The organism is Puerhibacterium sp. TATVAM-FAB25 (assembly GCF_046535855.1).
Classification (GTDB): Bacteria; Actinomycetota; Actinomycetes; order Actinomycetales; family Cellulomonadaceae; genus Puerhibacterium; species Puerhibacterium variabilis_A.
In genome coordinates this window covers 49236-75396 of sequence record NZ_JAXUAK010000007.1, presented here as the reverse complement: position 1 = coordinate 75396, position 26161 = coordinate 49236, and the positions used below count along the sequence as shown (strand labels likewise).

Here is a 26161-nt window from a genome sequence, read left to right as displayed (position 1 = left end):
TAGTAGGACTCGCGCGAGCGGGCGTCCATGCCCGGTCCCGGGTGCCGATCAGGCCGCGGCGGCCTCGCGGGCCAGCAGCCTCTCCTTGACGCCCAGGCCGTAGCGGAAGCCGCCGAGCGACCCGTCCGTGCGCAGGATCCGGTGGCACGGCACGAAGAGCGCGGCGGCGTTCATCGCGCAGGCGCCCGCGGCGGCGCGCACCGCGGCCGGGCGTCCGGCCCGCGCCGCGTACTGCGTGTAGGTCACGCGCTCGCCGGGGGTCACGGCGCGCAGCACCTCCCACGCGTGCTGGCGGAACTCGCCCGACCGCTGCCGCACCGGCACGACGCCGACCGCGGCGAGGTCGCCGTCGTAGTAGGCGGTCACGGCGTCGACGGCGGCGCGCAGGCCGTCGTCGAGCCGGTCCGCGACCCCGGCGTCGACCCCGGCGTCGACCCCGGCGTCGACCCCGTGGGTGAGCCCGACCGGGCGCAGGCCCGGGTGGACGAGGGGCAGCAGCGCGCCCGGGTCGTCGGTCCAGCCCGAGGCCAGCACGGCGGCGGGCGCCTCGGCGGCCGGGGCGCCGACGACGACGGTGAACGGGCCGTCCGGAGTGCTGAGCGTGGCGGTGCGGGCGGCGGTCATCGGGTCTCCTCGAGGGTGCGGGTGCGGGTGCGGGCGGGGACGCGGGGTCGGGCCGGCGCCGTGCCGGCGGGTCGGTCGGCGGCCGCGGGCCGCTCGGCGGCGGCGCGCCACAGGTGCAGCGCGGCGTAGGAGCGCCACGGCGCCCAGGCGCCGGCACGCTCCGCGAGCGCCCGGTGCGCGCGGGTCCTGGCCGTGCCGGGCGGCAGGTCGAGCGCGCCGGCGGCGGCCGCGCCGGCCAGCAGCGCGACGTCGCCGTCGAGCCACGCGTCCGGGTCGCCCAGCACGCGCATCGCCACGTAGGCGGCGGTCCACGGCCCGACGCCCGGCCGGGCGACGAGCGCGGCGCGCAGCGCGTCGGGGTCCGTGCCGACGTCCACGGCCAGCTCGCCGTCGGCCATCGCGCGGGCGGCGCCGACGACGGCGGCCACGCCGCGCGCGGGCAGCCGCAGCGGCCGTCCGGGGTCGGCGCCGGAGGCGGCGGACGGCACCGGCACGCCCGCCGCCACGTCCGCCGGCGTGGGGAACAGCCGCTGCAGGCCTGGGATCGACGAGGCGTAGGGGCGGCCGACGGAGGCGGCGAGCCGGCCCAGGTGCGTGCGGGCCGCGGCGACGGAGATCTGCTGGCCGACGATCGCGCGCAGCACCAGCTCCTGCGGGTCCACCGCGCCGGGCACCCGGGTGCCCGGCGTCGCGGCGACGAGCGGCGCCAGCGCCGGGTCGGCGGCCAGGGCGGTGTCGACGGCGACCGGGTCGGCGTCGAGGTCGAGCAGGCGGCGCACCCGGGCCACGGCCGTGGCGACGTCGGCGAGCGACGTCAGCTCGAGGCGCAGCCGGAGCGCCCAGGAGGCCGGCGTGCCCGGGCCGGGCGCCGGCGCCGCCGTCACCTCGCACGCGCCGGGCCCGTGCGGCAGCGCGAGCGTGCGCGCGTACCGCAGCGCGCCGTCGTCGTCGGTGCCCGCCGCCTCGACGCCCGCGACGGCGCGCGCGGCGAGGAAGCCCAGCACGCCGGGGGCGTCGAAGGGCTGCCGCACCGGCAGCGCGAGCTCGAGCCGCACGGCCGCGGCCGCCGTCGTGCTCGCCGCGGGCCGTCCCGCCCGCCGGGCGCGGGCGCGCAGCTCGCCCGGCGTCGCGGCGAAGACCTCGGCGACGGTGTCGTTGAACTGGCGGATCGAGCCGAACCCGGCGGCGAAGGCGACGTCGGCCAGCCGCAGGTCCGTGCCCACCAGCAGGGCGCGCGCCGTCTGCGCGCGCTGCGCCCGGGCGAGGGCGAGCGGCCCGGCGCCGAGCTCGGCGACCAGCAGCCGGTGCACGTGCCGGGCGCTGTAGCCGAGGCGGGCGGCGAGCCCGTCCACGCCCTCGCGGTCGACGACGCCGTCCGCCACGAGCCGCATGGCGCGCCCGGCGACGTCGCGGCGCAGGTTCCACTCCGGTGTGCCCGGTGCGGCCTCGGGCAGGCACCGCTTGCAGGCGCGGTAGCCGGCCTCGTGCGCCGCGGCCGACGTGAGGTAGAAGGTGACGTTCTGCGGCCGCGGCGTGCGCGCCGGGCAGGAGGGGCGGCAGTAGATGCCGGTGGTGCGCACGGCGGTGAAGAACTGGCCGTCGAACCGGGCGTCGCGCGCGGCGATGGCGCGGTACCGCTCGGCGAACACCGGGTCGCCGGGACCCGGGGTGCCGGGACCCGGGGTGCCGTGCGCCGGGGTGCCGTGCGCCGCCGGCGCGGGAGCCGGGACCGTGATCGCTGCCATGCCGCCATCCTGACCTGCCCCGCGGCGCGCGGGCTAGCGCCTTTCGGACACGGCGGTGGTGCGGGCCGTGGCCGCGCTCGCGTGCGCCGAGACCTGACTTGTGGCCGCCTCGGACGCGCCCGAGGCGGCCACAAGTCAGGTCTCGGCGAGAGGGCGGCTCAGCCGAGGCGCTCGGCGAGGAAGCCCAGCACCTCCGCCAGGTAGCGCTCGCGGGCGGGCGACGGGGACAGCGCCAGGTCGTGCGCGCCGCCGTCGACCTGCACGAACCGCACGTCGTCGCCGAGCCGCTGGGCGCCCGTGCGGATGTGCGCCACGTCGAGCACGGAGTCCGTGGTGAGCACGTCGGGGTGGTCCTTGGTGTGGGGGCCGGTGCGAGCCGACGCCGCCACCAGCACCGGCACGCCGACGTGCAGCCCGCGGCGCACGCGCCGCTGCGCCCGGCGCACGGACCGGAACCAGCCGGCGCGCGCCGGGAAGCCCTCGTGCGGCTTCCAGGCCAGGTCGTAGTCCCACTCGCCGCCGGTGGCGGCGTGCAGCGCCCGCCCGTAGTGCGGGTGCACGCGCCCGACGACGAGGCGCGGTGCGAACCGCCCGGCGACGTCGATCGCGCGCGTGACCGGGCCGCGCAGCAGCCAGCCCGCGTTGAGGTCGAACCACGGGCTGTTGAGCACGAGCGCGTCGAGGCGGCCGGGCCGGGCGTCGGCCCACAGCGCGGCCACCAGCCCGCCCGTCGAGTGGCCCAGGAGGGCGAGCCGCTCGTGCCCGGCGGCGCGGACGGCGGCCGTCGCGGCGTCGAGGTCCTGGGCGTGCGCCGCCACGTCGTCGACGAGGTTGGGGTCGCCGCCCCCGGCCGTGTGCGCCGCCATCGAGCGGCCGTAGCCGCGCAGGTCGACGGCGTAGAACGCGTGGCCGGCGCCGGCGAGGGTCTCGGCCGTGCGGCGCTGGAAGAAGTAGTCGACGAAGCCGTGCACGTACAGCACGGCCGTGCGGGCGGGCTGGCCGGCGGGCGCGACGGACCCGGTGTGCCGCACGAGGGTGGCCTCGGCGCCGTCGGGCAGCCGCAGCGTGCGCTGCTCGAACCCCGCGCCCAGCACGTCGGGGCGCCAGCCGTCCTCGGCCGGCCCGGTGCTCGCCACGCCGGTGCCCCCGGCGCCGGGAGCGCGCGTCGTGCCGCTCACCAGCCGCCGCCCGGCGGGTTGTCCCGGGCGCCCTCCGGCACGTTGCCCCACGGGCTCGCGCCGTGCGCGCCGGTGCCCGTCTGGTACCGCTCGGGCGAGGGGTGCGGCGGCCGCTCGCCGGCCGGCACCCGCGGAGCCTCCGTCGGCTCCCCGCGCCGCCGGCGCAGCGCGACGACCAGCGCGACGACCACCACGGCGACGACCACCAGGGTCACCACGACCCCCACCACGCTCACGCTCATCCGTGCCCCTTCCCTGCGCCGCGCTGCACGTGTGCCGACCGTAGCGGCCCGGGGAGGACGGTGTCCCTCGTCGGAGCCGCCCGAGCGGTAGCCGTGCAAAGTTGAGCGGAATAGACTCAACTTCAGCAGGGTTCCACCGAAGAGTTCCCCGTCAGTCATCCCCGGAGAGTCCATGGACACCAAGCTCACGACCATGTCGCAGCAGGCCGTGTCGGACGCCGTGCAGTCGGCGGCCGCGGCCGGCAACCCCCAGCTCGAGCCCGTGCACCTGCTGGCCGCGCTCCTGCAGCAGGAGGGCGGCGTCGCCGTCGGCCTGCTCGAGGCCGTCGGCGCGCACCCGCAGAAGATCGGGCAGAAGGTCCGCGCCGCGCTCGTCGCGCTGCCGACGGCCTCGGGCAGCGCCGTCGCGCAGCCGAGCGCGAGCCGCGCCAGCGCCGTCGTGCTCGACGTCGCGAAGAAGGAGGCGCAGGCGCTCGGCGACGAGTACGTCTCCACCGAGCACCTGCTGATCGGCATCGCCGCCGGCCAGTCCCAGGCCGCGCAGATCCTCGCCGACGCCGGCGCCTCGGCGGACGCCCTGCGCGCCGCCCTGCCCGCCGTGCGCGGCAGCTCCCGCGTCACCAGCCCCAACCCCGAGGGCACGTACAAGGCGCTCGAGCAGTACGGCACCGACCTCACCCAGCGCGCCCGCGACGGCAGGCTCGACCCGGTGATCGGCCGCGACGCCGAGATCCGCCGCGTCATCCAGGTGCTGTCCCGGCGCACCAAGAACAACCCCGTGCTCATCGGCGAGCCCGGCGTCGGCAAGACCGCCGTCGTCGAGGGCCTCGCCCAGCGCATCGTCGCCGGTGACGTGCCGGACTCGCTGCGCGGCAAGCGCCTCGTCTCGCTCGACCTGGCCAGCATGGTGGCCGGCGCCAAGTACCGCGGCGAGTTCGAGGAGCGCCTCAAGGCCGTGCTGGCCGAGATCCAGGGCTCCGACGGCGAGGTCGTCACCTTCATCGACGAGCTGCACACCGTCGTCGGCGCGGGCGCCGGCTCCGAGGGCGCCATGGACGCGGGCAACATGCTCAAGCCCATGCTCGCCCGCGGCGAGCTGCGCCTGGTCGGCGCCACCACGCTCGACGAGTACCGCGAGCGCATCGAGAAGGACCCGGCCCTGGAGCGCCGCTTCCAGCAGGTCTTCGTCGGCGAGCCCTCGGTCGAGGACACCGTCGCGATCCTGCGCGGGCTCAAGGAGCGCTACGAGGCCCACCACAAGGTGACCATCGCCGACTCGGCGCTGGTCGCGGCGGCCACGCTGTCCGACCGGTACATCTCCGGGCGCCAGCTGCCCGACAAGGCCATCGACCTGGTCGACGAGGCCGCCAGCCGGCTGCGCATGGAGCTCGACTCCTCCCCGGTGGAGGTCGACGAGCTGCAGCGCGCCGTCACGCGCCTGGAGATGGAGGAGGTCGTCCTCGCGGACTCGGAGGACGCCGGCTCCCGCGAGCGCCTCGAGCGGCTGCGGGCCGAGCTCGCCGACAAGCGCGAGGCGCTGGCGGCGCTGACCGCCCGCTGGGAGGCCGAGAAGGCCGGCCACAACCGGGTCGGCGACCTGCGCGCGCGCCTCGACGGGCTGCGCACCGACATGGAGCGCAAGCTGCGCGAGGGCGACCTCGAGGGCGCCGCGCGAATCCAGTACGGCGAGATCCCGGCGGTCGAGAAGGAGCTGGTCGAGGCCGAGCGCGCCGAGGCCTCGGCCGACGGCGACGGCGCGGCCGAGCAGGCCCCGATGATCGCCGACAAGGTCGGCGCCGACGAGATCGCCGAGGTGGTCTCCGCCTGGACCGGCATCCCGGCCGGGCGCATGCTGCAGGGCGAGACCGAGAAGCTGCTGCACATGGAGGAGGTCATCGGCGGCCGGCTCATCGGCCAGGCGAACGCCGTGCGCGCCGTCTCCGACGCGGTGCGGCGCTCGCGGGCCGGCGTCTCCGACCCCGACCGCCCCACGGGCTCGTTCCTGTTCCTCGGGCCCACCGGCGTCGGCAAGACCGAGCTGGCCAAGTCGCTGGCGGACTTCCTGTTCGACGACGAGCGCGCCATGGTGCGCATCGACATGTCGGAGTACTCCGAGAAGCACTCGGTGGCCCGGCTCGTGGGGGCGCCCCCGGGGTACGTCGGCTACGAGGAGGGCGGCCAGCTCACCGAGGCCGTCCGGCGGCGCCCGTACTCGGTCGTGCTGCTCGACGAGGTGGAGAAGGCCCACCCCGAGGTCTTCGACATCCTGCTGCAGGTGCTCGACGACGGCCGGCTGACCGACGGCCAGGGCCGCACGGTCGACTTCCGCAACGTGATCCTCGTGCTCACCTCGAACCTGGGCTCGCAGTTCCTCGTGGACCCGGCCCTGCCCGAGGAGGCCAAGCGCGAGAACGTCATGGCGGCCGTGCGCGCGGCGTTCAAGCCGGAGTTCCTCAACCGGCTCGACGACGTCGTCGTCTTCGACGCGCTGTCGCTCGACGAGCTCGGCCGGATCGTCGACCTGCAGGTCGCCGCGTTCGCCCGGCGCCTGGCCGACCGGCGGATCACGCTCGACGTGACCCCCGCCGCCCGCGAGTGGCTGGCCCTCGAGGGCTTCGACCCGGCGTACGGCGCCCGGCCGCTGCGCCGCCTGGTGCAGCGGGAGATCGGCGACCGGCTGGCCCGCCTGCTGCTGGCCGGGGAGGTGTCCGACGGCGACGCGGTCGTCGTCGACCGGCCGGTGGACCCGACGCGGGACGGGCTCGAGCTGCGGCCCGCCGAGGTCGAGGTCGCCTGAGCCGTCTCCCGGGCCGGCCTCAGGGCCGGCCGCTGGGCCGGTCCTGAGGCCGGCCGCCGGGGCGCTGACCTCCCACGACGCCGGACCGGCACGATCCCGCGGACGTCCCGCCCCGTCGTCCTCCCGCCCGCGGAGGGTGACGGGGCGGGACGTCCGTCGTCCACCGCCCTGCGAGCTCCGCCGCGGGGCCTCAGGATGGGCGGCACACCGAGAGGCGAGGGAGGCGATCGCGTGCGCACGTTCGGGGTGGAGGAAGAGCTGTTGCTGGTGGACGCCGGCACGCGCCGGCCGCTCGCCGCGGGGGAGTCGGCGGTGGCCCGCGCGGCGCACCTGACGGAGCGGGTCGCGCCGGAGCACTCCCTGACCGTGGAGCTGCAGCAGGAGCAGCTCGAGGTGGTCGGGCCCCCGTGCTCGACGCTCGCCGAGCAGCTCGCGGCGATCCGCGCGGGCCGGCGGCTCGCCGACGCCGCCGCGCAGGCGGTGGGCGGGCGCGCGGTCGCGCTCGCGAGCCCGGTCTCCGACGCGCAGCCGCACCTGGTCCCCAAGGACCGCCTCCAGCGGATCCGGCAGCACGGCGGGCTCATGGTCGCCGACCAGCTCACCTGCGGGTTCCACGTGCACGTCGCCGTGGGCGACCGCACCGAGGGCGTGGCGGTGCTCGACCGGATCCGGGTCTGGCTGCCGGTGCTGCTGGCGCTGAGCGCGAACTCCCCGTTCTGGTACGGGGCGGAGTCGGGCTTCGCCAGCTACCGCTACCAGGCGTGGTCGCGCTGGCCCACCGCCGGGCCGAGCGAGATCTACGGGTCCGCGGAGTACTACGACCGGCAGGCGCAGGCCGTGCTGCGGTCCGGGGCGCCGCTGGACGACGGGATGCTCTACTACGACGCCCGGCTCTCGGCACGCTTCCCCACCGTGGAGGTCCGGGTGGCGGACGTGTGCCTCGAGCCGCAGCACGCCGCGGTGGTCGCCGCGCTCGTCCGCGCGCTCGTGGAGGCCGCCGCCCGGCAGTGGGACGCGGGGGTCACGCCGGTCCAGGCGAGCCAGACGCAGCTGAAGGCGTGGAGCTGGTGGGCGAGCCGGTTCGGCGTCGAGGGCGACCTCGTCAGCCCGCGCACCGGCGCCCCGGCGCCGGCGGCCTCCGTCGTCGCCGAGCTGCTCGACCTGGTCCAGCCGGTCCTCGCCGAGCACGGCGAGGACGAGGAGGTGCGGCTCGTCGTGGCGGAGATCGTCACGGGCGGGTCGGGCGCGCGCCGGCAGCGGGAGGCCTTCGAGACCCGCGGCGACCTCGGCGACGTGGTCGACGCCGCCGTCCACGCCTCGATGCCGGCCCCCGCGGCGGCCGGCACGACGGCGGGCCCGGCGGCCGACGTCGACGAGCCCGCGCGCCGCGCAGGCTGACGGTCACTCCAGCAGGTCGGCCGTCCCCGGCTCGGCGGTCACGGCCAGGCACAGGCTGGTCCGGTCGCCCGCGTCCCAGCCGCCCTCGGTCGGGGTCACGACGACGAACCCGACGCCGTCGGCGTCGCGCCCCGCGCTGCCCAGCTCCTGCGGCCCGCACACCGCGGCGGCGCGCCGGGCCAGCGCCCCGGCACCCGGCCACACGGCGTCCGCGGCGGCGTCGGTGCGCCCCACCACCTGGGCGGCGTGCGGCTCGTCGCAGGGCACGGCGGTGAGGCGGTCGAGGTCGCCGTCGGGCAGGTCGCGCACGCACGAGCCGAGCACGAGCTGCACCACGTTCGCGTCCCGCGGCGCCGCCAGCGCCGCCTCGAGCGGGGCCCACGCCCGCTCCCGGGCCTGGGCGGCGCCCAGCGCGGCCCCCGTGCCGACCAGCGCCACGGCGACGACGCCGCCGGCGACCAGCAGCGCCCGACGGCGGCGGCCGCGGCGGGCCGCGGCCTGCGCGGCCGGGTCGGCGTCCGCGGGCGCGGCGGGCGCCCCGCCGGCGTGGGGGAGGCCCGACGGCGCAGCGCCGGGGGCGGTCCGGGCGCCGTCCTGGCCGGGCAGCACGACGCCCGACAGGTCCGGGACGGCCCCGACCGGCGACGGCGAGGCGAAGACGGGGCCCTCGGGCTCGCCGGAGTCCTGGCGCGACGTCATGCGCCCAACCTAGCGCCGGGAGCGGGCGCCGCCCGCCCGGCCGTCCCGCGGGAGCGGGCGGGTCAGTCGGCGAGGTCGAGGATGACCGGCACGTGGTCGCTGGCGCCCTTGCCCTTGCGCTCGTCCCGGTCGATCCGCGCGCCGGTCACGCGGGCGCGCAGCGCCGGGGAGGCCCACGTGAAGTCGATCCGCATGCCGTAGTTCCGCGGGAACGCCAGCTGCTTGTAGTCCCAGTACGTGTACGTGTGCGGCTCGGGCAGGTGCTCGCGGCTGACCTCGGTGTAGCCGGCCGCGCCGAAGGCGGCGAACGCGTCGCGCTCGGCGGGCGAGACGTGCGTGCTGCCGGCGAACGGCGCCATGTCCCACACGTCGGTGTCCAGCGGGGCCACGTTCCAGTCGCCGACGAGCGCGACCTGCGCCTGCGGGTCCTCCTCGAGCCAGCGGCCCGCCTCGGAGCGCAGCGCCTCCAGCCACGCGAGCTTGTAGGCGTAGTGCGGGTCGTCGAGCGCCCGGCCGTTCGGCACGTACAGCGACCACACGCGCACGCCGCCGCAGGTGGCGCCCAGCGCGCGGGCCTCGTGCGCGGCGTCGGGGGCGTCCCCGCCCGCCGGCGGCGCGTCCGCCCCGGCGGAGGCCTTGACGAACCCGGGCTGGCCGGCGAACGCCGTCTCGACGTCCTCGATCCCCACCCGCGAGATCACGGCCACGCCGTTCCACTGCGAGAACCCGACGTGCGCCACCTCGTACCCGGCCGCCTCGAACGGCAGGTACGGGAACTGGTCGTCCCGGCACTTGGTCTCCTGGATCGCCAGGACGTCGGTCTGCGACCGTTCGAGGAAGGCGACCACCCGGTCGACGCGGGCGCGGACGGAGTTCACGTTCCAGGTGGCGAGGCGCACGGTCGTCCAGCCTACGGGCCCGGCGGCCGCCCGGCCGGGCGGGGCCGGGCCCGCCCACCGGCACGGCGCCCGCGGCGAGACGCCGTATCGACTTTGCTGAGACAGCATCCCAGGCGCCGCCCCAAACCCGAGAAACCGCGCGGACGCGGCGATGACGCGGGATGATGGACGCCTTGCGCCCCCGCGCGGCGCGGCTCTACCGTCTGCGGACAGCCCGCGCCGGTGAGACCGAGTTCCAGCCCGATCCGGTCCCGTCCACCGCCGCGGCCCGCGTCGCACCGACCGCCTCCGACCGAGGCGTCCACGAAGGAGCCGTCATGGCACGAAGCGCCCGCCCCGGGTCGCGCCCCGGCGCGTCCGGCACCGCCGCCGGGCGTGCCCCCGGTCGTCCGCCCGCCGCCGGACGGGGCCGCCGGACCCTGCGCGGCGGCGCGGCGGCCGTCGTCGCCGGCGTCTCCGCGCTCGCCCTGGCCGCGTGCTCGGCCGGCAGCACCGCCACCGACGACGGCGCGGGCGTGGCGCGCACCGACGTGACCGTCGCCGTCGGCGCCGAGCCGGTCAACCTCGACTTCACCACCACCGCCGGCGCCGCGATCCCGCAGCTGCTGCTCAACAACGTCTACGAGACGCTCGTCAAGGTGGACCAGGACGGCGAGCTGCAGCCGCTGCTGGCGGAGAGCTGGACCGTCTCCGACGACCGCACCGTCTACGACTTCACGCTGCGCGAGGGCGTGACGTTCAGCGACGGCACGCCGCTCGACGCCGACGACGTCGTCGCCTCCATCGAGCGCGTCCGGAGCGACTGGACCACCAGCCTCAAGGCGAAGATGGACGTCGTCGCCGAGGCCGCCAAGGTCGACGCCACGCACGTGCGGGTCACGCTGACCCACCCGTCGAACGCCTGGCTGTTCGACATGGGCACGGCCGTGGGCGCGGTCTTCCCCGACACGCTCGACGTCGACCTGCGCACCGCCGCCGTCGGCTCCGGCCCGTACGAGGTCACCGAGGTGGTCCAGGGCGACCACGTCACGCTCACCGGCCGCGACGACTACTGGGGCGGGGCGCCCGCGCTGGACACCGTCACCGTCCGCTACCTCACCGACCCCGTGGCCGCGCAGAACGCCCTGCGCGCCGGCGACGTCGACATGCTGTTCAACCTGGCCCAGGCCGACTCGGTCGACCAGCTCGCCGCCGACGCCGGCCTGCAGGTCGTGGAGGGCACCTCGACCGGCGAGGTGCTGCTCAGCTACAACAACCGGGTCGCGCCGTTCGACGACCCGCGCGTGCGCCAGGCGCTCAACCACGCGATCGACCGCCAGGCGGTCCTCGACGCCACCGCGGGCGGCCACGGCACCCTGCTGGGCGCCGCGGTGCCGCCCACGGACCCGTACTACGAGGACCTGGCCGACGCCTACCCGTACGACCCGGACAGGGCCCGCGAGCTGCTGGCCGAGGCCGGCGCGAGCGACCTGCGCATCGCCTTCGACGTGCCGAACCGCGCGTACGCGACGTCGGCCGCCGAGGTGATCGTCTCCCAGCTCGCGGACGTGGGCGTCACCGCCGACATCGTCACCGACGAGTTCCCCGCCGTCTGGCTCGACAAGGTCTTCACGCGCCACGACTACCAGATGACGCTGATCCTCCACTCCGAGGCGCGCGACCTGCTGACGATCTACGGCGACCCGGACTACTACGTCGGGTACGACGCGGCGCGGATCGCGGACACCGCCGCACGGGCCGACGCCGGCACGCCGGAGGAGTACGTGACGGGCATGCGGGAGGTCGTGCGCACCATCGTCGCGGACGCCCCCGGCCAGGTGCTCTACCTCATGCCCAACCTCGTCGTCGCCGCCCAGGGCCTCGAGGGCATCCCCGCCAACGCCGTCACCGAGTCGATGGACCTCACCGACCTGCACTGGTCCTGAGCGCCCGGTCCGAGCCGAACCGCCACCCATGCCCCGTCACCTGCTGAGCCTGGCCACGCAGCTCGTGGTCACCCTCGTGGTCGCCTCGATGCTGGTCTTCCTCGTGCTGCGCGTGCTGCCCGGCGACACCGCCGCCGTCGCGCTCGGCGTGCAGGCCACGCCCGAGGCGCTCGCGGCCTGGCGGGCCGAGCACGGCACCGACCGCCCGCTGGCGGCCCAGTACCTCGAGTGGGTGGGCGGGCTGCTGCGCGGCGACCTCGGCACGTCGTCCGTCACCGGCCGGCCGATCACCCCGCTGGTGGCCGACCGCGTGCAGGTCACGCTGATCCTCGTGGGCCTCGCGATGCTGCTGGCGCTGGTGGTCGCGGTGCCGCTGGGCACCCTCGCCGCGGTGACGCAGCGGTCGGCGTGGGGCGCGCTGATCTCCGGCGCGTCCCAGGTGGGCGTGGCCGTGCCGAACTTCCTGGTCGGCGTGCTGCTGGTCTCCCTCGTGGCCGTGCGCGCCGGCTGGCTGCCCGCGGGCGGGTGGGTGCCGCCCGCCGAGGACCCCGCCGAGTTCTGGCGGCACGTCACGCTGCCCGTGGTCGCGCTGGGCACCGTGCAGGCGGCGATCGTCACGCGGTACGTGCGCAGCGCCGTGCTCGAGGTGATGCGCGAGGACTTCCTGCGCACCGCCCGCGCGGCCGGGCGCACCCGCACCGGCGCGCTGGTGCACCACGGCCTGCGCAACGCCGGGGTGCCGGTCGTCACCGTCGTCGGCGTGCAGCTCGCGGCGCTGCTCGTGGGCGCCGTCGTCGTCGAGCGCGTGTTCGTGGTGCCCGGCCTCGGCTCGCTGCTGGTCGACTCCGTGGCCAACCGCGACCTGCTCGCCGTGCAGTCGATCGTCATGGTGCTGGTGCTGCTCGTCGTCGTCGTGAACTTCCTCGTCGACGCCCTGTACACGGTCCTCGACCCGCGACTGCGCACCGGCGCCGGCGCGCGCGACGTCCTGGCCGGGGGAGGGGCGCGATGAGCCTGCTGCAGCCCGTCGGCGTCGACGCCGCCGGCCGCCGCGAGCCGGGCGTCCACGCCCAGCTCGTCGTCGGGGCGGCGCTCGTGGCCGTCGTCGTCGTGCTCGCCCTGGTCTCGCTCGTCTGGACGCCGTACGACCCGGTCCGGGCCGTGCCCGTCGACCGGCTCCAGGGCCCGTCGTCCGCGCACTGGCTCGGCACCGACCGGTTCGGCCGCGACGTGCTGAGCCAGATCATGGTGGGCGCCCGGATCTCGCTGTACGTCGGCGTCGTCGCCGTGGGCATCGGCGCGGTGGTGGGCGTGCCGGTCGGCGTGGTCGCCGGGATGCGCGGCGGCCTGCCGGGCACGCTGCTGATGCGCGGCTCCGACGTGCTGCTCGCCTTCCCCGGGCTGCTGCTCGCGCTCGTCTTCGGCGCCGCGTTCGGGGCGGGCACGACGACGGCGATGGTGGCGCTCGGCATCGCGTCGGTCCCGGCGTTCGCCCGGGTGGCGCGCTCCGGCACGCTGCGGGTGGTCCGCACCGACTACGTGCTCGCCGCGCGCGCCGCGAACCGGCCGCCGTCGGCCGTGGCGCTGCGGCACGTGCTGCCCAACATCGCCGGCCTCGTGATCGTGCAGTGCTCGGTCAACTTCGCCCTCGCCGTGCTGGCCGAGGCCGGCCTGTCCTTCCTCGGCCTGGGCACCACGCCGCCCACGCCGTCGTGGGGCCGCATGCTCGCCGAGTCCCAGCAGTACCTCGGCACGCACGACTACCTCGCCGTGGTGCCCGGCGTCGCGATCGCCGTCGCCGTGCTCGGGTTCAACCTGCTCGGCGACGGCCTGCGCGACGTGCTCGACCCGCGCCTCAAGGGGGTGCGATGACCGCGGTCCCCTCCGCGCCCCGCGGCGCCGCGCGCCCGGTCGTCCCGGCGCCCGCGCTCGCCGTCCGCGACCTCGCCGTCCGCACGCGCGACCGTGCCCTGGTCGACGGCGTCTCGCTCACCGTCGGGGCGGGCGAGCGCGTCGGCCTCATCGGCGAGTCCGGGTCCGGCAAGTCGATGACGGCGCTCGCGGTCATGGGCCTGCTGCCCGACGGCGTCACGGCGACCGGCGGCGTGGACGTCGCCGCCGAGCGGGACCTGCTCGCCCGCGGCGACCGCCGCCTGGCGCCGCTGCGCGGGCAGCTGATGTCGATGGTGTTCCAGGAGCCGATGACGGCGCTCGACCCGCTGGTGCGGGTGGGCGCGCAGGTGGCCGAGGTGATGACGCTGCACGGCGCGCGCGGGCGCGCCGACGCCGCCGAGCGCGCCGTCGGGCTGCTGCGCGAGGTGGGCCTGCCGGACCCGGACCGCGCGGCGCGCGCCTACCCGCACCAGCTCTCGGGCGGCCAGCGCCAGCGCGTCATGATCGCGATGGCCCTGGCCAACGACCCGGCGCTGCTGGTGGCCGACGAGCCGACCACCGCGCTCGACGTCACGGTCCAGGAGCAGGTGCTCGACCTCATGGCCGACCTGGTGGCGCGCCGCGGCACCGGCCTGCTGTTCATCACCCACGACCTCGCCGTCGTCGCGCGCGTCTGCGAGCGCGTCGTGGTGATGCGCGACGGGCGGGTGGTGGAGTCCGGTCCGGTGGCCGAGGTGTTCGCCGACCCGCAGCACCCGTACACCCGGGGGCTGCTGGCGGCGTCGGACCTGACCGCGACGGACGCCCAGGGGCGGCTGTTCACGGTCGCGACGGCGGACGGGTACCGCCCGGGCGCCGCGGCGGCACCCACGGCACCGACGGCGGTGCCGCCCGCCGCCTCGCCCGAGCCGCCGGACGGCGACGGTGCCCGCTCGACGGCGCCGGTCGTCCGCGTCCGTGACCTCGCCCGCCGCTACGTGCGCTCGCGCGCGGGCTGGCGCCGCCGGCCCGCCGACGTCGTCGACGCGCTGCGGGGCGTGTCGTTCGACGTCGCGCCGGGCGAGCGGTTCGGGCTCGTCGGGGAGTCGGGCTCGGGCAAGACGACGGCGCTGCGGCTGCTCGCGGGCCTCGACACCCCGACGTCGGGGACCGTCGAGGTGGCCGGCGTGCGGCTCGCGGAGGACGGCCCGGACGGCCGACGGCTGGCCGGCCCGCGCGAGCTGGCGCGCGTGCGCAGCGACCTGCAGATGGTCTTCCAGGACCCGATGGGCTCGCTCGACCCGCGCCTGCGCGTGGGCGACGTCGTCGCCGAGCCGCTGCTGAACCCCGCCAACCGGGCGGCCCTGCCCGAGGCGGCGACGCCCGACGGCCGGCGCGGGCTCGTGGCGGAGATGCTCGCCGCGGTCGGGCTGCCCGCCGACGCCGCCGGCCGCTACCCGCACCAGTTCTCCGGCGGCCAGCGCCAGCGCATCTCGATCGCCCGGGCCCTGGTGTGCCGCCCGCGCGTGCTCGTCGCGGACGAGCCGGTGAGCGCTCTCGACGTGTCCGTGCGCGCCCAGGTGCTCAACCTGCTGGCCGACCTCGCCGACGAGCGCGAGCTCACCCTGGTGCTCGTCTCGCACGACCTGGGCGTGGTGCGCCACCTGTGCGACCGCGTCGCCGTGATGCGCGCCGGCGAGATCGTCGAGCAGGGCACCACGGAGCAGGTCTGGGCGGACCCGCAGCACGAGTACACGCGCCGGCTGCAGGCGGCGACCCCGGTGCTCGACGTCGCCCGCCGCTGACGGCGCCGCAGGCCGCGGCCTGGCACGATGGCCGCCGTGACCCGCCTCTCCCGCCGCCGCGCCGCGCCCGCGAGCCCGCGCCGGCGGGACCGGGCGCCCCTGCGGGTGGTGTTCGTGCCCGGGCTCGGCGACCGCATGGACTGGCTGGTCTGGCTGCAGCGGCAGGGCCTGCGCACGTGGCGCTCCCTGGGCGTGCGGACGGCGGTGTTCCGCGTCGGCTGGTCGTCGGACGCCCGGTTCGCCGACCGCACCGCCGCGCTGCTCGACGTCGTGCGCGGCTACGAGGAGCGCGGGGAGCGGGTCGCGGTCGTGGGCGCCTCCGCCGGCGCCGGCGCCGCGCTCGCCGTGCTGGCGGAGCACCCGGGCCTCGCCGCGGCCGTGCTCGTGGTCGGCAAGTTCCGCCACCCCGACCACCTGCCGGACCCGGTGCTCGCCCACAACGACGTGTTCGACGAGTCGCTGCACGCCGTGCCGCGCCTGCTCGAGCGGATCGGGCCGCGCGAGCGCGCCCGCGTGCTGTCGCTGCGCTCGGCCGCGGACGGCATCGTCCCCGACGACGACCCGGTGCTGCCGGGCGCCGTGAACGAGCGCATGCGCGTCGTCGGGCACGTCACCGCGATCGGCTTCGCGCTCGTGTTCCGCGCCCGCCGGATCGTCACCTTCGCGCGCGCCGCGGCGGCCCGCCTCTAGGCTGGCCCGCATGGGTACCGCGCTCGTCACCGGCGCCACCGCCGGCCTGGGACTGGAGTTCGCCTGGCAGCTCGCCACGGCCCGGCACCACCTGGTGCTGGTGGCCCGCGACGCCGAGCGCCTGGAGGAGGTCGCGCAGCGCATCCGCGTCGTCGCGGGCGTCGACGTCGAGGTGCTGCCCGCCGACCTGTCCGTGCGCGAGGACCTGGAGCGCGTCGCGCAGCGCCTGGCCGAGACCGGCGCCCAGGACGCCCGCCCCGTGGGCCTGCTGGTCAACAACGCCGGCTTCGCCACCGGCCAGCGGTTCGTGGACGGCGACATCGCCGTCGAGGAGCAGGCGCTCGACGTCATGGTGCGGGCCGTGCTGGTGCTCAGCCGGGCCGCCGCCGGGCAGATGACCCGGCGCGGGCGCGGGGCGATCCTCAACGTCGGGTCGGTCGCGGCGCTCACCGCCGGCGGCACGTACGCCGCCGCGAAGGCGTGGGTGCGCTCCTTCACCGAGGGCCTCGCGGTCGAGCTGCGCGGCACCGGCGTCACCGCCACCGTGGTCGCGCCCGGCTTCACGCACACCGAGTTCCACGCCCGCGCCGAGCTCGACATGTCGCAGCTGCCCGAGGCGGCGTGGCTGGACGCGTCCGACGTCGTGGCCGAGGCGCTCGCGGACGTGCGCCGCGGGGCGGTGCTGTCCACGCCGTCGGGGCGGTACAAGGCCGCCGCCGCGCTGCTGCGGCTCGCGCCCCGCCGCGCCGTGCGCGCCGTCGGCAGGTACCGCTAGAGCCAGTCGGCGCGCTTGAACACCCGGTAGAGGACCACCGCCAGCGCGAGCATCAGCCCCACCGCCATCGGGTAGCCGAGCACCCAGTGCAGCTCCGGCATGTGGTCGAAGTTCATGCCGTAGACCGAGGCCACGAGCGTCGGGGCGAAGAGGATCGCCGCCCACGACGAGATCTTCTTCGCCTGCTCCGCCTGGCGCACGCTCACCTCGGACAGGCGCCGCATCTCCTCGTTCTGCTCCTGCCCCACCAGCGTCGAGTGCACCGTGAGGGCGTTCCCGAGCAGGGTGCGGAGCTCGTCGACCTGCTCCGCGCACCGGATCGTGTGGTCGAGGACGTCCCGCAGGCTGCGCTGCAGCTCGACGTCGAGCGTGCCGCCCGGCCCGGCGGCGCCCGCGGGCCCGGTGCGCACCGCGCCGGACTCCAGGGCGCGCAGCATGCCCGCCAGCGGGTGGACCGCCCGCTGGAACGCGATCACCTCGCGCGACAGCTCGTAGATGCGCCGCGACACGTCGGGGTCGCGGTCGAAGAGCTGGTCCTCGATCTCGTCGACGTCGTGGCGCAGCCCGGCCAGGACGGGGGCGTACTCGTCGACGACCTGGTCGAGCAGGGCGTGGAGGATGGACACCGGCCCCCGGCGCAGCAGCCGCGGGTCGGCCTCGAGCCGGGCGCGGACGGCACCGACGTCGGGCGACTCGGCCTGGCGCACCGTGACCACGAAGTCCGGGCCGACGAACGCGTGCAGCTCGCCGAACTCGACCTCCTCGGCCTCGTCCAGGTACCGCGCCGGGTGGACCACGACGAACACCACGTCGTCGTAGCGGTCGAGCTTGGACCGCTGGTGGGCGTGCACCGCGTCCTCGACGGCGAGGGGGTGCAGCCCGAACTCCTCTGCCACGGCCCGCAGCTCGGCCTCCGACGGCCGGTACAGGTCGATCCAGGCCACGCCGCCGTGCTCGCGCAGGGTCTCGAAGGTGTCCTCCAGCGACGGCGGCGCGGTGCGCCGCCCGTCCACGTACACGGCGTTGTCGACGATGCTCACGGGGACACTCTGCGCCGGGACGGCGGGCGCCGCCCACTACGCTGGCGGCCATGACCGCAGACTTCTCCCCGACCCCGCGCGAGCAGCTGGCCGAGCTCATCAAGGAGCTCGCCGTGGTGCACGGCAAGGTGACGCTCGCCAGCGGCAAGGAGGCCGACTACTACGTCGACCTGCGCCGCATCACGCTGCACCACCGCGCGGCGCCGCTGGTGGGGCACGTGCTGCTGGACCACCTCGAGGAGGTCGGCCTGGGCACGGCGGAGATCGACGCCGTCGGCGGCCTGACCCTGGGCGCCGACCCCATCGCGGACGCGCTGCTGCACGCCGCCGCCTCCCGCGGGCAGGACCTCGACGCGTTCGTGGTGCGCAAGGCCGCCAAGGCGCACGGCCTGCAGCGCCAGATCGAGGGCCCGGACGTCGCCGGCCGCAGGGTGGTCGTCGTCGAGGACACCTCCACCACGGGCGGCTCGCTGCTGCAGGCCATCGACGCCGTCGAGGCCGCGGGCGCGCAGATCATGGGCGTGGCGACGCTCGTCGACCGGGACACGGGCGCCCGGGAGAAGATCGAGGAGCGCGGGTACGCCTACCACTACCTGTTCGGGCTGGCCGACCTCGACCTCGGCTGAGCCGAGCCCCACGCTCCCGCCGCACTTGCGCCGACGGCTGGAGAAGCAGGACGGAACAACGCGAGTTCCGTCCTGCTTCTCCAGCCGTCGGCGTGTGCGGGTGGCGGCGCGCGCTCAGACGTGCCTGATGAGGTCCGCCACCGAGTCGACCACCTGCGACGGGCGGAACGGGTACTTCTCGACGTCGGCGGGCGTCGTCGAGCCGGTCATCACGAGGAAGGTGTGCAGGCCGGCCTCGATCCCCGCCACGACGTCGGTGTCCATGCGGTCGCCGATCATCGCCGTCGTCTCCGAGTGCGCGTCGATCCGGTTGAGCGCGGACCGGAACATCATCGGGTTCGGCTTGCCCACGTAGTACGGCTGGCGGCCGGTGGCGGCGGTGATCATCGCGGCGACGGCGCCCGTGGCGGGCAGCGGGCCCTCCTGCGAGGGACCCGTCACGTCCGGGTTGGTGGCGATGAACTTCGCGCCGCCCTGCACCAGGCGGATCGCCTTGGTGATCGCCTCGAACGAGTACGTGCGGGTCTCGCCCAGCACCACGTACTCCGGGTCGTTGTCGGTGAGCGTGTAGCCCGCCTCGTACAGGGCCGTCGTGAGGCCGGCCTCGCCGATCGCGTACGCCGAGCCGCCCGGGTGCTGGTCGTCGAGGAACCGCGCGGTGGCCAGGGCGGAGGTCCAGATCGCCGACTCCGGCACGTCGATGCCGCTCGTCGCGAGGCGGGCGCGCAGGTCGCGCGGCGTGAAGATCGAGTTGTTCGTGAGGATGAGGAACGGCCGGCCGGCGTCGCGCAGCGCCTTGACGAACTCCGGCGCGCCGGGGATGGCGTACCCCTCGTGCACGAGCACGCCGTCCATGTCCGTGAGCCAGGACTCGATGGGGCGGTCGATCAGTCGCTCGGTCAACGCGGTACCTCTCTCGGAGCGGTGCGCCGGCTCGCGCCGGCGCGGTGGCGGTGCTGGGGCGGTGCGGTCAGCGCGCGTGCCGGGGCGGACGCGTGCCGTCGTCGTGGAAGGTACCGGGTGCGGCCGCCGCCGGCGCGGCACCCGGCGCGGCGGGTCCGGCGGCCGCGAGCCTGGCGGCCTTCTCTCGCTTCCGGGCCCGCAGCACCTCCACCACCATGGGCACCACGGAGACCAGCACGATGAGGACGATCAGCGCCTCGATGTTCTCCTTGACGAACGTGATGTTGCCCAGCAGGTAGCCGAGCACGGTCACGCCCACCGCCCACAGCAGCGCCCCGAGGGCGTTGAAGCCGACGAACTGGCGGTAGCCCATGTGGCCGACGCCCGCCGCGACCGGCGCGTAGGTGCGCACGATCGGCACGAACCGCGCGACGACGATGGTGCGGCCGCCGTACCTGTCGAAGTAGGCGTTGGTCTGGTCGATGTGCTGGCGCCGGAAGATCTTCGAGTCGGGCCGGTCGAAGATCCTGGGTCCGGCGAACCGGCCGATGAGGTAGCCGACCTGGTCGCCGGCGAACGCGGCGACGAAGAGGATCACGCACAGCACGGGCAGGTCGATGTGCAGCGTGCCCTGCGCCACGAGCGCGCCCGCGGTGAACAGCAGGGAGTCGCCCGGCAGGATCGGGAAGAGCAGGCCGGTCTCGACGAAGATGACGAGCGCGATGCCCACCAGCGCGGCGTCCCCGAACCGGTCGATGAGGTGCTGGGGGTCCATCCAGTCGGGGCCGAGCGCGTGCACGGCGCCCGCGGCGGGGAGGTGGGCGGCCAGCGCGGGCAGGGTGTCCGCGAGCGCGGTCGTCGCAAGCATGGGGCCGAGCCTAGCCGGGCCGGTCGGTGCGGCCCGCGGCGCCCGACGGGCCCTGGAGGGCGCCGACGGGTGCTGCCGGCTCCGGCGGTCGGTGCGGGAGGATGGGCGCATGACCGACCCCGCCGCGCCCGTGCCCGCGGTGCCCCACGTCGGTGTCGGCCCGTGGGCCGGCCCGTGGCCCACGGGGCCCGACGGCGCCCCGGACCCGCGCTACGACCCCGAGCTGCTGGCCCACGGCGACCGCCGCAACGTCGTCGACCGCTACCGCTACTGGACCGTCGAGGCGATCGTCACCGACCTGGACACCCGCCGGCACCCGCTGCACGTGGCCATCGAGAACTGGGCGCACGACCTCAACATCGGCTCGGTGGTGCGCACGGCCAACGCGTTCAACGTGGCGGGCGTGCACGTGGTGGGCAGACGGCGGTGGAACCGCCGCGGCGCGATGGTGACCGACCGCTACCTGCACGTGGATCACCGGCCCGACGCGGCGGCGCTCGCGGCGTGGGCGGACGACGCCGGCCTTCCGGTGATCGGCGTCGACAACGTGCCGGGCTCGGTGCCGATCGAGGGCTACCGGTTCCCCGAGCGCTGCGTCCTGGTGTTCGGCCAGGAGTCCACGGGCCTGACGGCGCCGATGCAGGCGGCGTGCGCCGACGTCGTCCACATCACCCAGCACGGCTCGACCCGGTCGCTCAACGCGGGCGCGGCAGCCGCGATCGCCATGCACGCCTGGGCGCTGCAGCACGCGCGCGCCGGCGGCGACGACGACGCCGACGACGACGCCGGCGACGACGACGGTGCCGAGGGCGGCGACGCCACCGGTGCCCGCCCGGACGCCCGGTCCGGCGTGCGGGGCGGACGCCTCGGTGCCCTGGCGGGCCGGACCCGATAGGGTCCGGGCGTCCGACGCCTCGTCATCGCCCGTGCCGGCGAGCGCCGCGGGCGTCGCCCCAGCCGTCTGAGGCATGACGCCCGCAGGTGCGCCGTGGGAGGATCGACCAGGCAGATCCGTTCGTCCTTGGAGCACTGACATGCCTATCGCTACCCCCGAGGTCTACGCCGAGATGATCGACCGGGCGAAGGCCGGCAAGTTCGCCTACCCCGCGGTCAACATCACGTCGTCGCAGACCATCACCGCCGCGCTGCAGGGCTTCGCGGAGGCCGAGTCGGACGGCATCATCCAGGTGTCGGTCGGTGGCGCGGAGTACGCCTCGGGCTCGACGATCAAGGACCGCATCGCCGGCTCGCTCGCCCTGGCGGCGTACGCGACCGAGGTCGCCAAGAACTACCCGGTGAACATCGCCGTCCACACCGACCACTGCACGGCGGACAAGCTGGACTCCTGGGTCCGCCCGCTGCTGGCCCTCGAGGCCGAGCAGGTCAAGGCCGGCAAGCTGCCGACGTTCCAGTCGCACATGTTCGACGGCTCCACCGTGCCGATCGACGAGAACCTCACCATCGCCTCCGAGCTGCTCGAGCTCTCGCAGGCCGCGCGCACGATCCTCGAGATCGAGATCGGCGTCGTCGGCGGCGAGGAGGACGGCCACGCCGCAGAGATCAACGACAAGCTCTACACGACGCCCGAGGACGGCCTGCAGACGGTCCGCGCCCTCGGCGCCGGCGAGAAGGGCCGCTACCTGACGGCGCTGACCTTCGGCAACGTGCACGGCGTCTACAAGCCGGGCGCCGTGAAGCTGCGCCCGGAGATCCTGCTGGAGATCCAGCAGGCCGTCGGCAAGGAGATCGGCAAGGAGATGCCGTTCGACCTGGTGTTCCACGGCGGGTCGGGCTCGACGGCCGAGGAGATCGGCCAGGCGGTCGACAACGGTGTCATCAAGATGAACATCGACACCGACACGCAGTACGCGTTCACCCGCCCGGTGGTCGACCACGTCATGAAGAACTACGACGGCGTGCTGAAGATCGACGGCGAGGTCGGCAACAAGAAGGCGTACGACCCGCGCGCCTGGGGCAAGCTCGCCGAGGGCGGCATGGCCCAGCGCATCGTCGAGGCCTGCCAGCAGCTGCGCTCGGCCGGCCACAAGATGTGACGTCTCGACAGGCCGAGATAGAGAGGCCCCCTCCGGCTGCGGGTGAACCGCGGCGGGAGGGGGCCTCTCTATCTCGGCCGGGGGGCTCTCTATCTCGGCGTCACTGGACGTCGAAGCCCTCGTCGGTGTCGACGATCTCGAGCATCTCGCCGATCCGGGTCACCTCGAGGAGGAACTTCACCGTGGGCGGCGCGCGCAGGATGCGGACCTTGTGCGGCATCCGGGAGGCCAGGCGTGCGAGGAACGCGACGCCCGAGGAGTCCATGAACGTGATGTGGTGCGCGTCGATCTCCACCGGCAGCCCGGACGCCTCGGCCTCGGAGACGGCCTCGCCCAGCTCCGGGCCGATGTCCGCGTCGATCTCGCCCGACAGGACGATGCGGGCACGGGTGGTGCCCACGATGAGATGGACGCTCGCCGGGTCACCGTCCGTCGGCAGGTGGTCGTCGGTGTCCGTGCCGCTCACCGCGGCCGCCTTGGGTTCCGTTCCGTCGCGCACGGTGCTCCTCTCACGCCCCCCGGTGCCTGGCGCGCATCCCTCGCGCCTCGTCAGGCACCACATTACGGTTTGATTGACCTGCAGGAACACCATCTTCACCCATGGACGCGGAGCGACGGAGGCATGATGACGGATTTGTACGATCCGTCACAGTGGCGTGGTGACCCCTCCGTCCTGGCCGACATCGCCGCCGCGACGTCGGTCCCCGTGCTCCTGACCGGCCCGTACGCGGCCGGGATGCCGCTGCTGTGGGCCAACGCCGCCTTCGTCGCCGCCACCGGCTACCGCCTCGACGACCTCGCCGCCGACCCCGCCCGCCCCGCCGACCCCGCCCGCCCTGCCGACCCCGCCGACCCCGCCGACCCCGCCGACCAGGGCGCGCCGCGCGACGGCCTCGGCGCGCTGGTCGCGCTGCTCGCCGACCCCGGCGCCGCGGACGACCTGCACGCGGGCCTGGCCCACGGCGACGTGGTCACCCGCACGCTGCAGTACCGGCGGCGCGACGGCGGCACGTACTGGGCGCTGAGCACCTTCACCCCGCGCCGCGACGCGGCGGGCGCGGTGACGCACTACCTCGTCGTGAGCATCGACGTCTCCCGGCGCGTGGACGAGCACGTCGCCCAGCAGCGCTCCCTCGAGGCGGAGCGCCGCCAGCGCGCCGACCTCGACCTCGTCGCCCGGTCCGCCGAGCTGCTCGCCGACCTCGACTACCCGTACGCGCTGCGGGACATCACCGACCTGCTGCGCCGGCTCGTGCCGTGGGCGGGCTTCTACCTCAACGACGACGGCCTGGTGTTCGCCGAGGGGGTCGACGTCGCCGCCCCGCCGAGCGGCCGCGGCCGTCGGCACGCCCGGTTCGTGGGCGACGCGGCGCCCGACGCCCTCGAGGGTGACCCGTCGGCCGCCCTCGGCATCGAGGCCGTCGACGCCGTGCAGGACCTGCTCGACGGGCTCGTGGACGGGCCGCTGGCGGTGCGCCTGGACGTGGCCTACCCGCCGTTCTCGGCGTCGGGCTGGCTGCGCCGCGACGTCGTGCGCCGCATCGGCGAGCGGACCGGCGCGCGGCCCGGCTCCGTCGTCGTGCACGCCGTGGGCGGGCGCCGGCAGGTGCTGGGGCTGCTCGTCACCTGGCCCGGCGACGACGCCGAGGCGCCGGCCGCCGCGGCCGTCGACGCCTCCGGGGGCGCCTCGACCGATGACGTGCGCACCGTGGTGGAGGTCGTCGCCCGCCGCGCCGGCACCGCCATCGACAACGCCCGGCTGTACGCCCGCGAGCACCGGCTCGCCGAGGCCCTGCAGCGCGCCATGCTCCCCGAGCAGGCCGACGTCGCCGGGCTGGACGTGTGGACCTACTACGCGCCCAACGTCGAGCACGCGCAGGTGGGCGGCGACTGGTACGACGTGCTGCAGATCGACGACGCCACCGTGGGCCTCGTCATCGGCGACGTCGTGGGGCACGACGTCGAGGCCGCGGCGGCCATGGGGCAGCTGCGCTCGGTGGTGCGCTCCTACGCGTACGAGCTGACCACGCCCGGGGTGGTGCTCGACCGGGTGGACCAGCTGGTCCAGGGCATGCGCGTGCCGCGCTCGGCGAGCCTCGTCTACGCCGCGCTGCGCCGGCCGGGCGACGGCGCCGGGACCGACACCCAGGCCGGGGAGACGTGGGCCCTGGAGTACACCCGCGCGGGCCACCTGCCGCCGCTGCTGCTGCGCGACGGGCAGGTGACCCAGCTCTCCGCCGTCGGCGGCTCGCTGGTGGGCTTCGGGTTCGCCGAGCGCAGCACCGCCACCGAGGAGCTGCGCCCGGGCGACGTGCTGCTGCTGTACACCGACGGGCTCATCGAGCGGCGCGACCGCTCCCTGCGCGCGGGGCTCGACGCGCTCGTCGAGACCTCGGGCCGGATCACGGCCCGCGACGCCGCGGGGGTGGGGGAGGAGCTGCTCGCGCGGCTCGCCGACGCGCCCGAGGACGACGTCGCCATCGTCGTCGTGCGGGTGCCCGACCCGGTCAACGACGCCGCGGCGGGGCGGACCCTCGGCCCGCGCTCGCGCCGCTGGCTGCTGCCGAGCGAGGCGCCGTCGATCGGGCGGGCGCGGCGCGCGGTGGTGCGCTCGTGCCAGGCGTGGGGGATCGCGGAGTCGGCGGCGGCGGAGCTGGTGGTCTCGGAGCTCGTGGCCAACGGCGTGCTGCACGGCTGGGGGAACGTGGCGCTGCGGTTGTACGACACGGGCGAGGGCCTGCGCATCGAGGTCGAGGACTCCAACCCCGCCCCGCCCGTCGCCACCGACGGGCACCCCCATCGCATGGGCGGGTTCGGCATGCAGATCGTGGAGCGGCTGGCCGACTGGGGCTGGCGGCCGACGGCGACGGGCAAGCTCGTGTGGGCCCGGCTCAAGCCGGTCGTGCCGGAGCCGGCCGAAGGGCCGGCGGGGGAGCCGGCGCAGGGGCAGACCGGCGGGCGCGTCACCCAGCCGTCCGCCTGAGCCCCGGCGGGAGGCGGTGCGCCTAGGCGCGCCGGCGGCGCTGCGCCAGCGCCGCGCGCCGGCTCCCGGCGGACTGCGCTCCGGCGGTCCGCGGCGGCACCGTGGGCATCGACGCCGGGTCGCAGCGGTGGTCGCCGTCGATCCGGAACAGGTCGAGCGCCCCGCAGACCTCGAGCACGAACAGGTCGCGCTCGTCCGCGCCCCGCAGCACCGTGGCCCCGCCGCGCTTGCGGCCGGCGTCGGCCAGGGAGATGAGGAACGCCGCCCCGGTGGAGTCCATGAAGGTGACCCGGCACATGTCGATGACCAGGAGCTGGCGGCGCAGCCCGACGACGCGTGCGGCGATCTCCGGGAACTGGTCGCGCTCGGCGAGGTCGAGGTCCCCCGCGATCACGAGGGTCGCAGTCGTCGAGGACGTCGCGATCTCGATCATGCGCTCGAGCCTACGGCGTGCGCGGGGGGCACGCGCGCGGCGGCGGGGTGCCGGACGCGCCCGCGGGAGCGGTGCGACGATGGGGCCATGAGCGACCAGCACCGCCCCGACCTCCTGGCCCCCGAGCCCACGCTGCTGCCCGACGAGCACCCCGAGGTCGCCGCCGGCCTCGACGCCGGCGAGGACCCCTCCGCGCTCGCCGCCGCGCACCCGTCGTCGTCGCTCGCCTGGGCGGCGCTGGCGGAGGACACCCTCGAGGGCTACGGCGGCGACGAGCACGCCGAGCTCGGCACCGCCCGCGTCGTGACGGCGTACGCCTACGCGCGCACCGGCTACCACCGCGGGCTCGACGCGCTGCGCCGTGCCGGCTGGCGCGGCCGCGGCCCGATCCCGGCCGACCACGCGCCGAACCACGGTTTCCTGCGCTCCTTGCTGGCGCTGGCCACGGCGGCCGAGCTCGTCGGCGAGACCGAGGAGGCGGAGCGCTGCAAGCAGCTCCTCGTCGACTCCGGCACCTCGACCGCCGAGGTCGCGGCGCTGCGCTGACGCGCGCCGGCGCGCCGGCGACGTGCCGGCGACGTGCCGGCGACGTGCCGGCGACGTGG

24 protein-coding genes are annotated in these 26161 nt (G+C 76.1%); 13 read left to right on the top strand and 11 right to left on the bottom strand.

The window, feature by feature from the left end:
• Positions 1-48: 48 nt before the first annotated feature.
• From U5M74_RS08710 to U5M74_RS08695, 4 genes are all read right to left on the bottom strand, one after another.
• Positions 49-624: a methylated-DNA--[protein]-cysteine S-methyltransferase gene (locus tag U5M74_RS08710; RefSeq protein WP_410908117.1), complete on the bottom strand. Its 576-nt coding sequence runs from the start codon at positions 622-624 to the stop codon at positions 49-51.
• On the bottom strand, positions 621-2369 hold the full coding sequence (locus U5M74_RS08705) for an AlkA N-terminal domain-containing protein (protein WP_410908115.1): 1749 nt from the start codon (positions 2367-2369) through the stop codon (positions 621-623). Before U5M74_RS08705 ends, U5M74_RS08710 begins: the two co-directional genes overlap by 4 nt.
• A 158-nt stretch (positions 2370-2527) precedes the next feature.
• Positions 2528-3547, bottom strand: a complete 1020-nt coding sequence (locus U5M74_RS08700) for an alpha/beta hydrolase (RefSeq protein WP_410908113.1) — start codon at positions 3545-3547, stop codon at positions 2528-2530.
• Positions 3544-3789, bottom strand: a complete 246-nt coding sequence (locus U5M74_RS08695; protein WP_410908111.1) for a hypothetical protein — start codon at positions 3787-3789, stop codon at positions 3544-3546. The genes U5M74_RS08700 and U5M74_RS08695 overlap by 4 nt, the downstream gene beginning before the upstream one ends.
• A 172-nt stretch (positions 3790-3961) precedes the next feature.
• Between U5M74_RS08695 and clpB the strand changes: the two genes are divergently transcribed.
• Both clpB and U5M74_RS08685 read left to right on the top strand, forming a co-directional pair.
• On the top strand, positions 3962-6586 hold the full coding sequence (gene clpB, locus U5M74_RS08690) for an ATP-dependent chaperone ClpB (protein ID WP_410908109.1): 2625 nt from the start codon (positions 3962-3964) through the stop codon (positions 6584-6586).
• Between the two features lie 231 nt (positions 6587-6817).
• Positions 6818-7984, top strand: a complete 1167-nt coding sequence (locus U5M74_RS08685) for a glutamate--cysteine ligase (protein WP_410908107.1) — start codon at positions 6818-6820, stop codon at positions 7982-7984.
• Positions 7985-7987: 3 nt separating this feature from the next.
• Here the strand turns inward: U5M74_RS08685 and U5M74_RS08680 are convergent, their stop codons facing one another.
• Together U5M74_RS08680 and U5M74_RS08675 are read right to left on the bottom strand one after the other, a co-directional pair.
• Positions 7988-8683 carry a septum formation family protein gene (locus U5M74_RS08680; protein WP_410908105.1) on the bottom strand — a complete coding sequence of 232 codons (696 nt, stop codon included), beginning with the start codon at positions 8681-8683 and terminating at the stop codon, positions 7988-7990.
• A gap of 62 nt (positions 8684-8745) precedes the next feature.
• A complete protein-coding gene (locus U5M74_RS08675; protein WP_410908103.1) occupies positions 8746-9582 on the bottom strand; it encodes an exodeoxyribonuclease III in 837 nt (278 codons plus the stop codon).
• 317 nt (positions 9583-9899) lie between these two features.
• On the opposite strand from U5M74_RS08675, the gene U5M74_RS08670 reads away from it, so the two are divergent.
• The 6 genes from U5M74_RS08670 to U5M74_RS08645 are packed head-to-tail and all read left to right on the top strand — an operon-like array spanning position 9900 to position 16649.
• Complete coding sequence (locus tag U5M74_RS08670; RefSeq protein ID WP_410908101.1) at positions 9900-11507, top strand: ABC transporter substrate-binding protein; 1608 nt, start codon at positions 9900-9902, stop codon at positions 11505-11507.
• 28 nt (positions 11508-11535) lie between these two features.
• On the top strand, positions 11536-12519 hold the full coding sequence (locus tag U5M74_RS08665; RefSeq protein ID WP_410908099.1) for an ABC transporter permease: 984 nt from the start codon (positions 11536-11538) through the stop codon (positions 12517-12519).
• On the top strand, positions 12516-13379 hold the full coding sequence (locus tag U5M74_RS08660; protein ID WP_410908097.1) for an ABC transporter permease: 864 nt from the start codon (positions 12516-12518) through the stop codon (positions 13377-13379). Before U5M74_RS08665 ends, U5M74_RS08660 begins: the two co-directional genes overlap by 4 nt.
• Positions 13376-15184 (top strand): dipeptide ABC transporter ATP-binding protein, encoded by a 1809-nt coding sequence (locus U5M74_RS08655; RefSeq protein WP_410908095.1) that lies wholly within the window; start codon positions 13376-13378, stop codon positions 15182-15184. The genes U5M74_RS08660 and U5M74_RS08655 overlap by 4 nt, the downstream gene beginning before the upstream one ends.
• Before the next feature lie 36 nt (positions 15185-15220).
• The gene (locus U5M74_RS08650) at positions 15221-15874 is read left to right on the top strand and encodes a hypothetical protein (RefSeq protein WP_410908093.1); all 654 of its coding nucleotides are present in this window, start codon (positions 15221-15223) and stop codon (positions 15872-15874) included.
• A 10-nt stretch (positions 15875-15884) separates the two neighbouring features.
• Entirely contained in the window at positions 15885-16649 is a 765-nt protein-coding gene (locus U5M74_RS08645; RefSeq protein WP_410908091.1) for an SDR family NAD(P)-dependent oxidoreductase, read from the top strand.
• On the opposite strand, the gene U5M74_RS08640 is transcribed toward U5M74_RS08645, so the two are convergent.
• Positions 16646-17689, bottom strand: a complete 1044-nt coding sequence (locus tag U5M74_RS08640) for a magnesium and cobalt transport protein CorA (RefSeq protein WP_410908089.1) — start codon at positions 17687-17689, stop codon at positions 16646-16648. The two genes, U5M74_RS08645 and U5M74_RS08640, sit on opposite strands and share 4 nt — an antisense overlap.
• Before the next feature lie 50 nt (positions 17690-17739).
• Here U5M74_RS08640 and pyrE point away from each other — a divergent pair, with 50 nt between their 5' ends.
• On the top strand, positions 17740-18315 hold the full coding sequence (gene pyrE / locus U5M74_RS08635; RefSeq protein WP_410908087.1) for an orotate phosphoribosyltransferase: 576 nt from the start codon (positions 17740-17742) through the stop codon (positions 18313-18315).
• 114 nt (positions 18316-18429) lie between these two features.
• On the opposite strand, the gene U5M74_RS08630 is transcribed toward pyrE, so the two are convergent.
• Both U5M74_RS08630 and U5M74_RS08625 read right to left on the bottom strand, forming a co-directional pair.
• Positions 18430-19170, bottom strand: a complete 741-nt coding sequence (locus U5M74_RS08630; protein WP_410908289.1) for an HAD-IIA family hydrolase — start codon at positions 19168-19170, stop codon at positions 18430-18432.
• 115 nt (positions 19171-19285) lie between these two features.
• The gene (locus U5M74_RS08625) at positions 19286-20086 is read right to left on the bottom strand and encodes a VTT domain-containing protein (RefSeq protein ID WP_410908085.1); all 801 of its coding nucleotides are present in this window, start codon (positions 20084-20086) and stop codon (positions 19286-19288) included.
• A 109-nt stretch (positions 20087-20195) separates the two neighbouring features.
• Here U5M74_RS08625 and U5M74_RS08620 point away from each other — a divergent pair, with 109 nt between their 5' ends.
• Together U5M74_RS08620 and fbaA are read left to right on the top strand one after the other, a co-directional pair.
• Positions 20196-20981 carry a TrmH family RNA methyltransferase gene (locus U5M74_RS08620; RefSeq protein WP_410908083.1) on the top strand — a complete coding sequence of 262 codons (786 nt, stop codon included), beginning with the start codon at positions 20196-20198 and terminating at the stop codon, positions 20979-20981.
• 139 nt (positions 20982-21120) lie between these two features.
• On the top strand, positions 21121-22140 hold the full coding sequence (gene fbaA, locus U5M74_RS08615; RefSeq protein WP_410908081.1) for a class II fructose-bisphosphate aldolase: 1020 nt from the start codon (positions 21121-21123) through the stop codon (positions 22138-22140).
• A 100-nt stretch (positions 22141-22240) separates the two neighbouring features.
• Here fbaA and U5M74_RS08610 read toward each other — a convergent pair whose 3' ends face one another.
• Positions 22241-22606: an STAS domain-containing protein gene (locus tag U5M74_RS08610; RefSeq protein WP_410908079.1), complete on the bottom strand. Its 366-nt coding sequence runs from the start codon at positions 22604-22606 to the stop codon at positions 22241-22243.
• Between the two features lie 159 nt (positions 22607-22765).
• Here U5M74_RS08610 and U5M74_RS08605 point away from each other — a divergent pair, with 159 nt between their 5' ends.
• Positions 22766-25123, top strand: a complete 2358-nt coding sequence (locus U5M74_RS08605; RefSeq protein ID WP_410908077.1) for a SpoIIE family protein phosphatase — start codon at positions 22766-22768, stop codon at positions 25121-25123.
• Between the two features lie 22 nt (positions 25124-25145).
• Here the strand turns inward: U5M74_RS08605 and U5M74_RS08600 are convergent, their stop codons facing one another.
• Positions 25146-25556: an STAS domain-containing protein gene (locus U5M74_RS08600; RefSeq protein WP_410908075.1), complete on the bottom strand. Its 411-nt coding sequence runs from the start codon at positions 25554-25556 to the stop codon at positions 25146-25148.
• 87 nt (positions 25557-25643) lie between these two features.
• Between U5M74_RS08600 and U5M74_RS08595 the strand changes: the two genes are divergently transcribed.
• The gene (locus U5M74_RS08595) at positions 25644-26102 is read left to right on the top strand and encodes a DUF3151 domain-containing protein (RefSeq protein ID WP_410908073.1); all 459 of its coding nucleotides are present in this window, start codon (positions 25644-25646) and stop codon (positions 26100-26102) included.
• Positions 26103-26161: the final 59 nt, after the last annotated feature.